The sequence below is a fragment of the Rhodococcus sp. UYP9 genome (assembly GCF_040547235.1).
GTDB lineage: Bacteria > Actinomycetota > Actinomycetes > Mycobacteriales > Mycobacteriaceae > Rhodococcoides.
The window spans coordinates 134,545-149,371 of the sequence record NZ_JBEPPH010000006.1; the positions used below are offsets into that span (position 1 = coordinate 134,545).

12 protein-coding genes are annotated in these 14,827 nt (G+C 63.6%); 5 read left to right on the forward strand and 7 right to left on the reverse strand.

The features are described from left to right. Positions 1-25: 25 nt before the first annotated feature. Both ABIB36_RS17480 and ABIB36_RS17485 read right to left on the reverse strand, forming a co-directional pair. Complete coding sequence (locus ABIB36_RS17480; RefSeq protein ID WP_354561403.1) at positions 26-1,054, reverse strand: DUF6542 domain-containing protein; 1,029 nt, start codon at positions 1,052-1,054, stop codon at positions 26-28. A gap of 20 nt (positions 1,055-1,074) precedes the next feature. Next, entirely contained in the window at positions 1,075-2,241 is a 1,167-nt protein-coding gene (locus ABIB36_RS17485) for a DNA recombination protein RmuC (protein WP_084346071.1), read from the reverse strand. Between the two features lie 135 nt (positions 2,242-2,376). Here ABIB36_RS17485 and ABIB36_RS17490 point away from each other — a divergent pair, with 135 nt between their 5' ends. Both ABIB36_RS17490 and ABIB36_RS17495 read left to right on the forward strand, forming a co-directional pair. After that, positions 2,377-3,576 (forward strand): exonuclease SbcCD subunit D, encoded by a 1,200-nt coding sequence (locus tag ABIB36_RS17490; RefSeq protein WP_354561407.1) that lies wholly within the window; start codon positions 2,377-2,379, stop codon positions 3,574-3,576. A 10-nt stretch (positions 3,577-3,586) separates the two neighbouring features. Continuing rightward, positions 3,587-6,577, forward strand: a complete 2,991-nt coding sequence (locus ABIB36_RS17495) for an AAA family ATPase (RefSeq protein ID WP_354561409.1) — start codon at positions 3,587-3,589, stop codon at positions 6,575-6,577. Here the strand turns inward: ABIB36_RS17495 and ABIB36_RS17500 are convergent. The 5 genes from ABIB36_RS17500 to ABIB36_RS17520 all read right to left on the reverse strand — a co-directional run bounded on the left by ABIB36_RS17500 (position 6,556) and on the right by ABIB36_RS17520 (position 12,322). Continuing rightward, entirely contained in the window at positions 6,556-7,764 is a 1,209-nt protein-coding gene (locus tag ABIB36_RS17500) for an AI-2E family transporter (RefSeq protein WP_084346068.1), read from the reverse strand. The genes ABIB36_RS17495 and ABIB36_RS17500 overlap by 22 nt on opposite strands. A 95-nt stretch (positions 7,765-7,859) precedes the next feature. After that, the gene (locus ABIB36_RS17505; RefSeq protein WP_084346067.1) at positions 7,860-8,357 is read right to left on the reverse strand and encodes a methylated-DNA--[protein]-cysteine S-methyltransferase; all 498 of its coding nucleotides are present in this window, start codon (positions 8,355-8,357) and stop codon (positions 7,860-7,862) included. Beyond that, the gene (locus ABIB36_RS17510) at positions 8,354-9,799 is read right to left on the reverse strand and encodes an AlkA N-terminal domain-containing protein (protein WP_084346066.1); all 1,446 of its coding nucleotides are present in this window, start codon (positions 9,797-9,799) and stop codon (positions 8,354-8,356) included. The genes ABIB36_RS17505 and ABIB36_RS17510 overlap by 4 nt, the downstream gene beginning before the upstream one ends. Before the next feature lie 65 nt (positions 9,800-9,864). Then, positions 9,865-10,035 (reverse strand): YbdD/YjiX family protein, encoded by a 171-nt coding sequence (locus ABIB36_RS17515; protein WP_084346065.1) that lies wholly within the window; start codon positions 10,033-10,035, stop codon positions 9,865-9,867. A gap of 1 nt (position 10,036) precedes the next feature. Continuing rightward, the gene (locus tag ABIB36_RS17520) at positions 10,037-12,322 is read right to left on the reverse strand and encodes a carbon starvation CstA family protein (protein WP_354561413.1); all 2,286 of its coding nucleotides are present in this window, start codon (positions 12,320-12,322) and stop codon (positions 10,037-10,039) included. A 175-nt stretch (positions 12,323-12,497) separates the two neighbouring features. Here ABIB36_RS17520 and ABIB36_RS17525 point away from each other — a divergent pair, with 175 nt between their 5' ends. From ABIB36_RS17525 to ychF, 3 genes are read left to right on the forward strand one after another with little or no spacing between them, the layout of a single operon-like run. Next, a complete protein-coding gene (locus tag ABIB36_RS17525) occupies positions 12,498-12,824 on the forward strand; it encodes a CD225/dispanin family protein (RefSeq protein ID WP_354561415.1) in 327 nt (108 codons plus the stop codon). Positions 12,825-12,881: 57 nt separating this feature from the next. Further along, the gene (locus ABIB36_RS17530; RefSeq protein WP_354561417.1) at positions 12,882-13,679 is read left to right on the forward strand and encodes a TIGR03620 family F420-dependent LLM class oxidoreductase; all 798 of its coding nucleotides are present in this window, start codon (positions 12,882-12,884) and stop codon (positions 13,677-13,679) included. Positions 13,680-13,691: 12 nt separating this feature from the next. After that, entirely contained in the window at positions 13,692-14,771 is a 1,080-nt protein-coding gene (ychF, locus tag ABIB36_RS17535) for a redox-regulated ATPase YchF (protein WP_084346062.1), read from the forward strand. The last annotated feature ends 56 nt before the right edge of the window (positions 14,772-14,827 follow it).

Consider the following 14,827-nt stretch of genomic DNA (forward strand, 5'->3'; position numbering starts at 1 on the left):
GGCTTCCGCTTTCGGGCGAGCCTAGTCAGGGTTCGGTACGGTCCCGGTAGCGAACCTGCGGGACCGGATGAGGCGGGACATGTGCGCTTGTCGGTGCCGAACGCGGCGCTGAATACGGATCGACGTCAGTTTGGCGGGGCGCCCGTGGTTGCGGCGGTCGGGGTGCAGAGCGCCTCGTCGGGAGCGGCGCCCGATCCGGGTCGTCCTGTTCGGGGCGGTACGGGTCTGCGCGATACGAGTCGGCGCCATACGAATCAGCGGCCGGGCGGTCGTAGGACGGCTCGACTCGTTCGCGCCGCGCTCGACGGCCCTCGGTGCTCGGACGGCCCTCGGTGCTCGGACGGCTCTGGCGGTCTCCAGTGCTCGGGCGGCCTTCAGTGCTCGGGCGGCCTTCGGTACTCGAACGGCTCCCGCGGCCCTCGGCGCTCTGCCGGCGCGCGTCGGCACTTCGGCGCCCGCCGTCGGTCGAGTGGCCGTCGGATGCGGTTCCCCGTCCGGAAACCCGATTCTCTGGACCGCGCACCGAATCCGGTGCGCTCGTCGTCTTCGCCCTGGACGCTCTCGCACGGTCACGTGTTTGCTTGGCCCGGTCACGAACCGAGCGAGTGGGGGCGTGGGTGGACTGCTTCTTGAGGAAGATGCGTGCACCGCCGATCCCGATCGCCAGAACAGTGCCCAGCAACATCAACGGAAACCGATTGACCAGTGGAATGGCGGCATTCAGCATAATGTCCTTCACGCCGGTTCCTGGATTCTCGGTGAAGTACTGATACGCCATGGGGACCGCGACGAACAGGATCAAGGGAGCCTGGACCAGCGCCGTGAAGAGGCCGCGATAGCGGACCAGGACAACTGCGGCAACTACGCCGATGATGTAAAAACAGGCGAAGGCAGCGGTCAGCTCGGTTCCGCGGGCTGCGTCGATGACGAATCCGAGAAAACTGGCACCGCCGGCGATAGCCACCGCCCCCCACGCTGGGACGCCGGGCACTGATGCGAGGGCTGAACGTTGATCCAGCGGAACCCCGGAACGGGCTCGTTGGGATGTAGACACCCACCGAGATTAGCGGCTGATCACCCGACTGCGTCGCTGACGTGACCGAACTGGTGCAACGGATGCGACGAATCGGACACTTTCGGTCGGCTGTCGACCCGGCGGACCTCGACGACTTCGGTATCGAACAGTTCGAGCTCGGAGAGCTTGCGTGCTGTCACCGTGACCCTGGAATCAACCGAAGACACGGTGGAGTTGAACGAGTCGACTGCCTTGCCGAGATGCCCGCCGAGCTTGTCCAGGTGCGCGGCAACGACTCCGAGTCTGGAATACAGCTCTCGTCCGAGCATCTGAATTCGAGCGGCGTCCTCGGCGAGCGACTCCTGCTTCCAGGTGTACGCAACCGTGCGTAGGAGAGCGACCAGAGTAGTGGGAGTGGCAAGTATCACATTTCTCGTGAACGCATATTCCAGCAGCGACGAATCGGACGTGAGCGCTGCGTCGAGAAACGGATCGCCGGGAACGAAGAGAATCACGAACTCGGGCGTCGGCTCGAACGAGCGCCAATACTCCTTGGCCGACAATTGATCGACATGTGTTCGCAGGTGCCGGGCATGCCGAGTCAACTGCTTGCTTCGAGCATCGGCGTCTTCCTCCTGCGCGGCGTCAAGATAGGCCGCGAACGGAACTTTGGCATCCACCACGATCTGCCGACCACCCGCCAACCGGACGATCATGTCCGGGCGAACCCCGTCCCGGGTGACCTGGGTGTCGAAATCGCAGTGCTTGACCATGCCGGCGAGCTCGACGACCCGTTCGAGTTGGATCTCACCCCAACGTCCACGAATCTGCGGGGCGCGCAATGCGGTGACCAGTTGGGACGTCTGCGTGGACAGATGAACCGATGCACGTTGCATCCCGGTCACCTGCTCGGTCAGACCGGCGTATGCGCGGATTCGACTGTGCTCTACCTGTCTTACCTGCTCGGTGAGAGCGTCCACGGCGTCGTGCAGCGGTTCCACCAGATGTGACACTTGCTGGCCGATTGCTCCTGAATGCCTGCGGGCCGAATCCTCGTTGACGGCATCGAGCGACCGTCGCAGCAGGGCCTCGTTGTCACGGAGTGCCGCCAACTGTGCCTCGGCGCGCACTGCACGATCTCCGAACCTGCTCGAGTGCAACAACCATCCGATGGCTGCCCCGAGAGCGAAGGCGAATGCCATTCCGACAGCGGTAAGTGCGTTCATGACGCAGATGATGCCCGACGGTACCGACAGACTTCTCGGATCAGCCCGAGTGCCTGTCCGTCTCGCAGGGCGCAGGGGCCGACTGGCCGTAGCGGTTGAGCGAGTTTGTCGGTGGCCTCCGTTAGCGTCGTATTCATGAAGATCCTGCACACCTCGGACTGGCACATCGGCCGCACGTTCCACGGCGTCGACCTGCTCGCCGACCAGGCTGCTGCGCTGGTGGCCATTGCGGATCTGGTTGCAGCACAAAGAATCGACGTGGTGGTCGTGCCGGGTGACATATACGATCGCGCCGTGCCGAGCGCAGATGCGGTCCTCGTGTGCAACAGAGGACTGGAGGCAATCCGCGCGGCGGGCGCTGTCATCGTGGCGACGTCGGGCAATCATGATTCGCCGGCGCGACTCGGTGCGGGCGCAGCCTTCGCCTCGGCAGGCGGCTTGCATCTGATGACCCGTGTGTGTGAGGTAGGCACTCCGGTGGTGATCGACGACGAGTTCGGCCCGGTCGCCTTCTACGGAATTCCTTATCTGGAGCCGGAAACCACGCGGCTCGAACTCGACGTTCCCGGTGCGCGGTCGCACGCGGATGTCTTGGATGCGGCAATGGAGCGCATCACCGCAGATCTCGACGGCCGACGGAGCGGTCCGGATCACGTGCGATCGGTGGTGCTGGCTCATGCGTTCGTCGTCGGCGGTGAAGCGACGGGTTCCGAGCGTTCCATCTCGGTAGGTGGGGTCGAGACCGTTTCAGCATCTGCATTCGACGGTGTCGACTATGTTGCGCTGGGCCACTTGCACTCTCCGCAGACGCTGACCGATCGTGTTCGCTATTCGGGCTCACCGTTGCCGTATTCGTTCGGTGAACGGTCTCACCGGAAAGCTGTGTGGATACTCCAGCTCGATGCGGACGGTCTGGGCACGGTCGAGAAAGTAGATCTGCCGGTCGTCCGAGGTTTGAGCAGGATCGAAGGCACCGTCGAAGAGCTCACCACTGCAAGCGAATTCGCTGATGCCGAAGAGCACTACGTGTCGGCCGTCCTGACCGATCCGGTTCGTCCGGTCGATGCCATGCGCGCGCTGCGTACCCGCTTCCCGCACGCTGTTCACCTCGAATGGTCGCGTCCTGCAGGCACTTCCGAGCTGCGGTACCGCGATCGTGTGCGCGGTCGCACCGATATCGATATTGCCACCTCGTTCCTCACCGACATGCGAAGTATTCCCGAAGCGCGGGAGGTTTCGTTGCTCGAACGAGCGTTGGCCGCGGTGCAGCGCGAGGACGTGTCCCGTGACGACGAGCGGGTCGAGCAGTACGAGTTGTCCGGACGCAGCGCATGAGCCGACCGGCATGAGACTGCATCGACTCGAGATCACTGCATTCGGTCCCTTCGCGCGAACCGAATCCGTCGACTTCGACGCCCTCGGTGCCGACGGGCTGTTTCTGCTCCACGGTCAGACCGGTGCGGGCAAGACCACTGTTCTCGACGCCGTCGCCTTTGCCCTGTACGGGACGGTTCCGGGTGCGCGCAGGGAAGGTAAGCGTCTTCTGTCCGACCATGCGGCGCCCGGTTCAGTACCCAAAGTGGTGCTCGAGGCGACTCTCGGTGGCAGACGCGTCCGGATCGTTCGCTCTCCCGAGTACATGCGGCCCAAGAAGGGCGGGAGGACGGGCACCACCAAGGAAAATGCGAAGGCCAGTCTGACGTGGCTCGACGGCGACGGGCAGAACCTGACCCGCCTCGACGAGATCGGTGAGGCAGTGGGTGCCGCGCTCGGGATGAGCGCAGACCAGTTTTTTCAGGTCGTCCTCCTGCCTCAGGGTGAGTTCGCTCGGTTCCTGCGTGCAGACAGCGAAGAGCGCGGCAATCTCCTCGAGAGGTTGTTCGACACCAGCAGGTTCGGCGATGTGGAGCAGTGGTTTGCCAACGAAAGGCGTTCCAGTGCAGCGTTGATGGAGTCTTCGCGCATTGCCATCGACAAGTTGCTCGGTCGGATCGCCACGGCCTCGGGTGAGGACGAAGAACTCGACCGGGAACCGATGGAGTGGGCCACCGATGTTCTGGGGCGTGCTCGCGGTGCGCACGCCGACGCGTCGACGGCGCTCGCAACTGCACGCGGCAAGGCCGACACCGCCGCCGCGGCACTCGATCGCCACAAAACTCTCCTCGTGCTGCGGCAACGCCGAGACCTCGCGCGGAAACAGCTGGCAGAGTTCCATCGGGCGGCCCCCGAACGTGACGTGATTCGCCGAGAAGTCGAACGGTCCGCCGCTGCCGGCCCCATCGCGACACTCGCCGCCGAGTATGCGAAGACAACGCGGACCTACGACCTCGCTGCGCGTGAGGCAGAGTCGGCGCGTGGCTCGTTGGCGATGGTCGATGGATCTGGGATGGTCCTTGCCGCGTCGTCCTCGGATGCAGACGAAGCTCGGACGGTCGTCGCCAATGCGGTTCGCGAGTGGACGACTTCGGTGGTCGGCCTCCAAGAGATGCGGCAGTTGGCTATTCGCGCCGATGCGGAGGAAGCCGTTGCTCGCAAGCTGACGTCCGAGTGTCGTGCCGTCGAGAAGGCTGTTGAGGCGGCACTCGTCCTCAGGGAACAGTTGCCTGCGGCGATCGTCGAAGCAGAACTCGCAGCGACCACCGCGGTGAACACTGCCGCGAACGTGCCTGCGCTCGAGTCCGAATCTGCCGCTGTCTCCGATGCGGTCACGGCGGCAATCGAACTTACGAAGACACGAACCGCGCTCGCCGCGGCCGAGTCGGCTCGCGAAGCGGCTCGCACGGCGCACAACGACGCTTGGGAACATTTACTCGATCTGCGAGACCGACGTCTCACCGGGATGGCCGCGGAGTTGGCCACCGAGCTTGTCGACGGCAGCCCGTGCGGAGTCTGCGGATCCCGGTCTCACCCGGAGCCTGCGTCGGCCGCCGATTCGACGGTCACGAAGGCGGACGAAGCAGCGGCGAGCAGTGCCGAGCGTAGAGCGGCCGCTGCCAAGGATCTTCGGACTGAGGAGGCGGCCCATCTGGTCCGAGTGCTCGATGCACTCATTGCTCGTTCAGGTGGCCGCGGTAGCGATGAACTGGTGGTGGCCCTCGATGAGGTGACTACTCGGTTGACGGCGGCAAAGACAGCCGCGGCTTCACTCGACGACCTTCGAGCGGCGTTGGCTCATCTCAGGTCGGAGGATCACCGGCTCGCGTCAGTCATTGCCGAGCATCGATCCACGGCAGCGGGTCTCGCAGCACGGGCCGCGCAGGTTCGGAGTTCCGTCGAGGCGATGCGCGCACGTGTCACCGCCGCTGTCGATGGCGACGAGACGCTCGATCAGCGTGTGGCGCGCCTCGAGAAGCTGATCGCACTCTCCACCGATCTTCAACACAAGAGGGTCGCTGCCGCTCGCGCGGCCGACATCAGCGGGGCGATCGCCGAGCGACTGACAGTGCAGGTGTCGGAATCCGGCTTCGAGTCCGCCGAGGACGCAGCGGCCCTGGTGATCCCCGCCGAGCGAGTCCGGAGCATCGAGAAGCAACTCGCTGCAGCACATGACATTCGCGCTCATGCCGAGCAGGTTCTCGCCGAACCCGCGATCGCCGCCATCGAAGACGCCGACACCGAACCGGTGGAGACGCCACCCTGGCAGGAGGCTGCCGACGCTGCTGCCGTCGAGCTCGATGGTGCCGTTGCACGCCAGGCCGAATGCAAGCGGCGATTCGAGCAAGTGGAAGAACTGACCGCCCAGTTGTGGGCTGCAGTCGACCACGCGGCACCGATGCAGGCCAAGCACGACCAGTTGGCTGCACTGACCGACGTCGTCGCAGGCCGGGGACAGAATGCTCGAAAGATGTCACTCCGGTCGTATGTGTTGGCCTCTCGCCTCGAGGACGTCGCCGAGTCGGCGTCGGCGAGACTCCAGCGTATGTCAGCGGGGCGATACGAGTTCGTCCATTCCGACGAGGCCGAATCTCGCGGGAGGCGTGGCGGATTGGGCCTCGACATCCGCGACGACTACACCGGAGTCGTCCGTTCGGCGAAGACACTGTCGGGAGGAGAGTCGTTCCTGGCGTCGTTGGCGCTTGCTCTCGGGCTGGCGGACGTCGTGGCCGCAGAATCAGGCGGAGTCGTCCTCGACACGATGTTCATCGACGAAGGCTTCGGCACGCTGGACGCCGACACCTTGGAATCGGTCATGGGGGTTCTGGACGAACTCAGGGCCGGCGGGCGTGTGGTGGGAATCGTCTCCCACGTCGATGAGATGCGTCAACGAATACCGAGCAGGCTCCACGTCATCCGTGAACGGGACGGGTCGAGGCTTCAGCTCTTTTCGGCGTCCTGAGCTGACTTTTCGTCCTCGTCCTCGTCTTTCTCGTCGGTCAGTAGTTCGTCCGGATCCGGCGCCGACTCCTCTAGTTCTGCCTGGCTGGCCTCGTTCGAGCGTTCGTCGGCTTGCTCGGAGACGTAGCGAATCAGGACCGCGGCTACGGCGGCGGCAGGTACAGCGAGGAAGGCACCGACTATGCCGAACACCGAACCGCCACCGGTGACGGCCAACAGCACGATCGCGGGATGCAGATTCATACTGCGACTCTGCAGAACCGGTTGCAGAACGTTTCCTTCGAGCTGCTGAACGGCGAAAATGATGGCCAACACGATCAGCGCGGTGGTCGGTCCGTTGGCGACAAGTGCGACCAAGACGGCCAAGGCGCCTGCAACGAATGCACCGACGATGGGGATGAATCCGCCGAGAAAGGTGATGGTGGCGAGGACGAGCGCCAGCGGCACATTGAGAACGATCAATCCGAGGCCGATGAAGAATGCGTCGATGAGGCTCACCACTGCCTGGGTTCGGATGAACCCACCGAGCGTCGCCCACATTCGTGCCAGGATCTCGGCGAGATGTCTTCCTGCACGACCACCGGCGAAGCCGTGCAGCCACGGAGTGAATTTGGGCCCGTCCTTGACGAAAAAGAACGTCAGTACGAGGACAAGTGCCAGGGTGATGAGAATCGAGCTCGCGGCCGTAACACCACTGAAAACACCGGAGGCAATGGCGGTTCCGCTTTCCTGCAACCGGGAGGTGATGGCCGAGACAGCATTGTCGATCTGCTCGTCCTGCAGGTTGATCGGCGGGCCCTTGAGCCAGTCCTGTACCTGGGACACGCCCTGTGTCGCTTTGTCTACGAGCTCGGGCGCCGAGTCCACGACGGACGGGACGATCAGTGTGATCACGCCGCCGATGACGAGGAAGAAGACGACGAGCGAAGTCGTGGCCGCGAGCGCGGCCGGGATACCTACGCGCATGAGCCACTTGGTCGGCGGCCATAGAACCGTTGCCACGATGATCGCGAGCAGCGACGGGAGTATGACTACCCACAGCGCCGAGATGATCCAGCCGAGTACCCAGGCCCCAGCGGCTACCGATACGAGGATCAGCGACCACTTTGCCAGCCACACCCCACCGACACCGATGAGGTCGCCGCGATCGCGCCCAGGCTTACCGTTGGGCACTGTCTGTTCCGTCACGTCGGTTGTCCTTTTCGGTGGCTTCGGACTCGGGTACCCGAGTGACTCTAACGTCTCGATTGCCTGTACTACCCAACTGTCGACGCGCTCAATCCTCAGGCCGCCTCGTGCGCCAGTAGCCAGGTCTTCGCAGGCAATCCCCATCTGAAACCGCCGAGTGCCCCACCGATGCGAAAGACCCGGTGACACGGAACGAACAGTGCCGCTGCGTTGCGCGCGCAGGCCGATGCCGCGCCGCGGATGGCGGCCGGACGGCCGGCCATATCCGCGAACTCCGAGTACGTCACCGGAGATCCGGCGGGAACGGTCCGAAGCACTTTCCACGCATGCATCAGAAACTCGCCGGATTGTTGTGCGACGGGTATGTCGTCGATGACCGTGAGCTCACCGTGGTGGTAGTCCTCGATTGCCGCGGTGATACTGCCGAGGTTCGATACCATCCGGATGTCGTTGGGCCGCAACGACTTGTGAATCAGCGGTTGCAGGTCTTCGGTAGTTGCAGTCCATCCGGACGCCAGCACGCAGCCTTCGGCGTCGACTATGGCGGTGAACGGTCCGATCGGTGTGTCGGTTGTGGCGGCAGTTGCAGTCATAGTCCTCTTCTTTCGAGCGCGATGTTCCACAGGTGCATCGAGACGTACGAGCGCCACGGCGCCCATCGGCTCGTATCGGTGAGGGGGATGCCGAGCGCTTCGGCGCCCTGACGGACGACGAGGTCGGTGTCGAGCAGCACGTCCGGGTCGGCCAGCAATCGCATCACCACGTATCTGGCAGTCCACGGGCCGATGCCTTTGAGTGCGAGTAGGTCTCGTTCGAGGTCTCCTGCCGATCGCGCGACGTGCAACTCGATCTTGCCCGACGCGATCGCGTCGGCCACTCCGATGATCGCGCCGACCCGTGCCTTGGGGCCGGTGAGTACTTCGTGTCCGTGTTCGGCGACGGCGGACGCGTCGGGAAACAGTCGGGTGATGGTGCCGCCGCCCGGATCCTCGATCCGCTCGCCCAGCGCCTCGACCAGGCGTGCGGTATGTGTGGCAGCTGCACCCAGCGAGATCTGTTGGCCGATCATGGTCCGTAACAGCAACTCTGTGCCGTCGACATTTCCGAGGACGCGTATGCCCGGGTGTGCCGCAATATTCGGTGCCAGAGCCGGATCCGCGGACAGGGCGGTATCCACGGCCTCCGGGTCCGCATCCAGATCGAGCAGGCGTCGGACGCGGGCCACGGCGGGAGCCAAATCGCGCATATCGTGCAGGCTCAACGTCGTGTCGACGTAACCGTCCTCGATCCGAAGTCCGACGATCCCATGTCCGTGCGGGAGTCGAAGGGATCGGCGGTACGTTCGATCGTCGAAGGACTCGACGCCGGGCACCGCGTGACCGCGAAGGAACCATTCGAGCCAGGTTCGGTCCAACGGCCTGCGGTAGGGGAGTCGAAGTGTGACGGTCCCGTTGCTGGACAGGGTCTTCGTTCGGGTGGCTTCGGCGCGCAGCGTGGTGGGGTTTACCGCGAACACTTCACGGACCGTGTCGTTGAACTGGCGGACGCTGGAGAACCCGGAAGCGAAGGCGATGTCGGTCATCGTCATCGTCGTGGTCTGGATCAACGTCCGAGCCGTGTGCGCCCGATGCGCACGCGCCAATGCCAACGGTCCGGCTCCGATCTCGGCGTTGAGAACCCGCGTCAGTTGGCGGGTGGAGTACCCGAGCGAATCGGCCAGTGAGTCCACGCCGCCACGCTCTACCGCGCCGTCGGAAATGAGCCGCATAGCGCGGGAGGTCAAGTCCGAGTTGGTATTCCATTGCGGAGAGCCGGGGGTGGCGTCGGGTTGGCAGCGTCGGCAGGCTCGAAACCCGGCCTGTTGCGCTGCCGCTGCCGTCGGAACGAACTGGACGTTCTTCGCCTTGGGTGTGACTGCCGGGCACGACGGGCGGCAGTAGATGCCCGTCGTGCGGACTGCCGTGAAGAACTGCCCGTCGAAGCGGGTGTCTCGTGCAGATACGGCCCGGTAGCACCGCTCGAAGTCCAACTCCATGCGATCCACTGTGTCACCGGTGGACGCGCCGCGCTAGCGGGAATCAGCCATCGGTGTGTGGAGCATCAACAGCAGCGTGCCCCGGGGTGTGCATCGGCCTCGGCGTAGCGGTCCCGCCAGAACTGGCGCTCCGACGGAACCGGCTCGTCCGGATGCACCCGTCGCATATGGGCGAGGTAGTGCTCGTAGTCTTTGTCACCCATCACCGAGGTGATCCACCACCACAGGCCGTGCATGTCAGTGCTGCCCGGCGTGTGCGGCGCCGGGTGCTCGGACGGTGCCGTCGGCGATCAGTGTGTCCCAATCCTGCTGGATCTCTTTCTCCGCGGCCGTCGGGATGAAGCCCGCGGGGGCGAAGATCTTCGAGGGAACTTCGGGATCCTCGTTGTTCGGAAGCCCGCCTGCCCGAATGGCTTTGATGCACACCACGAGGCCGGCTACGGCAACGATGAGAACCAACACCGCGAAGATGATCGACAGTGTGCCCTGGATGAAGGTGTTGCGGATGACGGCATCGATCGCCTCGGACGTCTTCGCGCTCTGGAACTCGGTAAGCCCCTGAGCCTTCGCGTCGACGAAGATGCTGTGCTGCTTCCAGTAACCGATGGCAGGGATGTCGGAGAAGATCTTCTGGTACGACGCGGTCATCGTGACGATGAGATCCCAGATCAACGGAACGCCGGGGATCCACGCCCATTTGTAGTATCCGCGCTTGACCACGATGGTCATCACGACGGTGAGAGCGATCGCGGCAAGGAGTTGGTTGGCGATACCGAACAATGGGAACAAGGTATTGATGCCACCGAGTGGATCGGTGACGCCCATGAGCAGGATTGCACCCCACGCCGCAACAACTACGAACGAGCACAGCCACGCGCCGGGACGCCACGACGGGTCCTTGAACTTCTTCGCCGACGCGCCGGGAAGGTTGCCGATGCTGTCGGAGAGCATGAAACGTGCCACGCGGGTTCCGGCGTCGACGGTGGTGAGGATGAAAAGTGCTTCGAACATGATGGCGAAGTGGTACCAGAACGACTTGAGGCTTGCGCCCCCGAAGACTTGGTGCAGGACCTCGGACATTCCGAACGCGAGGGTGGGAGCGCCGCCGGTGCGCGAGATGATCGATTCTTCACCGACGGCTGCTGCGGCCTGGGTGAATTGATCAGGCGTGATGTCGGTACCGCCGAGCCCGAGACCGTTCACATAGGTGGCCGCACTTTCGGCTGTTCCGCCGGTGAGTGCTTCTGGCGCATTGAGGGCGAAGTACAAATGCTGGTCGAGGATGCATGCGGTGACGAGGGCCATGATCGCGACGAACGATTCGGTGAGCATGCCGCCGTAGCCGATCATCCGCATCTGCTTTTCTTTCTCGAGCAGCTTCGGAGTCGTGCCGGAACAGATCAGCGCGTGGAAGCCGGAGAGAGCGCCGCAGGCAATGGTGATGAACAGGAACGGGAAGAGTGAGCCCGAGAACGCCGGGCCGTTGCCTTCGGTCGCGAACGACGTCATGGCCGGCATCTGAATCTCCGGGCGGGCGATGAGGATACCGATAGCCAACAAGGCGATGGTGCCCACCTTCATGAAGGTCGACAGGTAGTCACGCGGGGCGAGGAGCAGCCACACCGGCAGGATCGATGCGGCGAGACCGTAGCCGATGAGAAGCCAGGCGACAGTGACTTTGGAGAGGGTGAACCAGTCGGTGCCCCAGCCGGTTTCGGCGACCCAGCCGCCTGAGATGATCGCGAACAGTAGGAGTGTTACACCGATGAGCGAGACCTCGGACACCTTTCCTGGTCGAAGGTATCGCAGGTAGACGCCCATGAAGAGTGCGATAGGGATGGTCAGTGCGATGGAGAATACTCCCCATGGGCTCTCTGCCAACGCGTTGACGACAACGAGCGCAAGGACCGCGATGATGATGATCATGATGACGAAAACGCCGATCAGAGCGGCGATTCCACCGACCACACCGAGTTCGTCGCGAGCCATCTGGCCGAGGCTGCGCCCGCGACGGCGCGTCGAGATCCACAGGACGAGGAAGTCCTGGACGCCTCCAGCGAACACAACTCCGATGATGATCCACATCGTGCCGGGGAGATAACCCATCTGGGCAGCGAGAACTGGGCCGACGAGGGGACCCGCGCCTGCAATCGCGGCGAAGTGGTGACCGAACAAAACCCGACGGTCCGTCGGCATGTAGTCCTTGCCGTTTTCGAGAATTTCCGCAGGGGTTGCCCGATCGTCTCGTGGATGGACGATCTTGTTCTCGATCAAGCGTGCGTAGAAGCGAAAAGCGATGACGTAGGTGCACACGGCGGCAATCACGAACCACACGGCGTTGATGTTCTCGCCGCGGATGATGGCGACGACGACCCACGCGACGCCGCCGAGCAAGCCGATCACGACGAACATCAGTCGCTTCGCCGTCGTCATCGGACTGGTGTCCACAACGCCCACCGGGGGGAGATCTGGATCCGTTTTCAACAACTCGACGTGGGGATTACCGTGCGGCTTCAGTGTCATCTCATGGACTCCATGCATCGCGGATGTGACTGTGATCACCCTAAGCATGTAGACGGCTCGCGTCGGGGATTTCTGGCATGGACATGGGCCCGAAGGTCGCTAGTGCGCGCCGAACGGTACTGCCGGCAACTTCGTCGTATTATTCGTCTTTCATCGATCATCGGGGGATTTCGCAATGTCAGGTCCGTTCGAGCAGTCGCAGTACCAGCAGCAGGCCTATCCGTCCGCGCAGCCCTATGCACAGCCCTATGTGCAGGCACCGCCGATGCCGCCGTCCAATGCCGGTTGGGCAGTGGTCGCTGTCATCTTCTTCTGGCCGCTGGCGATCTCGGCGTTCAACCATGCACTGAAGGTTCACCCACTGTGGTTGATCGGCGACATTCAGGGCGCGGAGTACTCCTCGAAGCGCGCCGGATTCTTCGGCAAGCTGTCGCTCGGGATCTTTTTCGGCTTCTTCCTGCTGTACATCCTGTTCATCGCGCTGATCGTCGCCACTAGCTAGCGGTTGTATTGGGTCTGACGGCTCTTCTTGTGCGCGAAGCGTTTTAGTATCGATCGCATGGACACACTCGGACTCGGCAGAATCGGTTTCTCCATCGGCGTCACTCACTCGTATCTGGAAGATGCGTGTGAGTTGGAGTCGCTCGGCTACAGCGCTCTGTGGTTGCCGGGCGGGCAAATCGACCGGCTCGGGCGGCTCGCCGATCTCGTGCACGCGACCGAGTCGGTGAAAGTCGTGCCCGGCATCGTCCCGGTCGACGTCTACAGCGCGTCGGCGACGGCTCAGCTGTACAACGAACTCGAGGACTCGGGGCGATTCGTTCTCGGGCTGGGTGGTCCGCAGGCGGCCCGTCCTCTTGAAAGATTGAGTGCATACCTGGACGAACTCGACGTCCCCTCAGATCGAGTAGTTCTCGCAGCGCTCGGTCCCAAGAAACTGGAGATGGCTCGACGTCGAGCTGCCGGTGCAGTGGCCTTGTTGGTGACCCCGGAGTACACAGAGCGAGCGCGGGCACTCCTCGGCCCGGATCGAACGTTGGTGATCGACCAATTCGTCGTATTGGAAACCGATCCCGGGCGTGCCCGCACGATCGCCCGCGAGCCACTGTCTTTTCTGGCGTCCGTGGACGGCTACCGCCAGAATTTTCTTCGCATGGGCTTCACCAGCGACGACGTCGATCAGCTCAGCGACAAGCTGGTCGATGCCGTGGTCGCATGGGGGAGCGTCGAGGACATCGCCGAACGCGTCGATGCACAACTGCGGGCGGGGGCCGATCATGTCGTCTTGGCCCCGTTGGGCTCGTCGGCCGTCACTGCGGGCCGGGCACTGTCGGGGCTGGTAATCGGGCCAAAGTAGACTCCATAGACCGTGAGCCTCACCCTCGGAATCGTCGGACTGCCCAACGTCGGCAAGTCCACCCTGTTCAATGCGCTGACCAACAACGATGTGCTGGCCGCGAACTACCCGTTCGCGACCATCGAGCCCAATGTCGGCGTCGTTGCGCTGCCTGACCCGCGGCTGGGCAAGCTTGCCGAGGTCTTCGGTTCGGAGAAGCTGGTGCCCGCGCTGGTGTCGTTCGTCGACATCGCAGGGATCGTCAAGGGTGCTTCCGAGGGCGCCGGGCTCGGCAACAAATTCCTCGCGAACATCCGCGAAGCCGACGCCATCTGCCAGGTCGTTCGCGTCTTCGCTGACGATGACGTGGTGCACGTCGACGGCCGCGTCGATCCGTCCGCCGACATCGAGGTCATCGAAACCGAGCTGGCCATCGCCGACCTGCAGACCTTGGAGAAGGCAATCCCGCGCGTGGAGAAGGAGGCGCGGATCAAGAAGGACCGCAAGCCTGCGCTCGACGCCGCCATTGCCGCCCAGGCAGTGCTCAATGAGGGCAAGACACTGTTCTCTCAGAAGGACAAGCTGGACTTCGAGCTGCTCAAGGAATTCCAACTCCTCACCACCAAGCCGTTCCTCTACGTCTTCAACGCCGACGAGAGTGTGCTCACCGACGACGCCAAGGTCGGCGAGCTCGCCCGCCTCGTCGCACCCGCAGACGCCGTGTTCCTGGACGCGAAGATCGAGTCCGAACTGCTCGAACTCGACGCCGAATCTGCCGCGGAACTGCTCGAATCCGTCGGCCAGACCGAACCGGGTCTCGACGCCCTGGCTCGCGCCGGCTTCCACACCCTCGGGTTGCAGACCTACCTCACCGCAGGCCCGAAAGAAGCTCGCGCGTGGACGATCAACAAGGGCGCCACCGCGCCTCAGGCCGCCGGCGTCATCCACACCGACTTCGAGCGTGGATTCATCAAGGCAGAGGTCGTCAGCTTCGACGACCTCATCGAGGCCGGATCCATGGCCGCAGCCAAGGCAGCAGGCAAAGTCCGGATCGAAGGCAAGGAATACGTCATGGTCGACGGGGATGTCGTGGAGTTCCGCTTCAACGTCTGACCGAGGTTCACGTAGCGGTTCGAGTGGACCGTCCCGCGGACCTGTGACTACTGGGT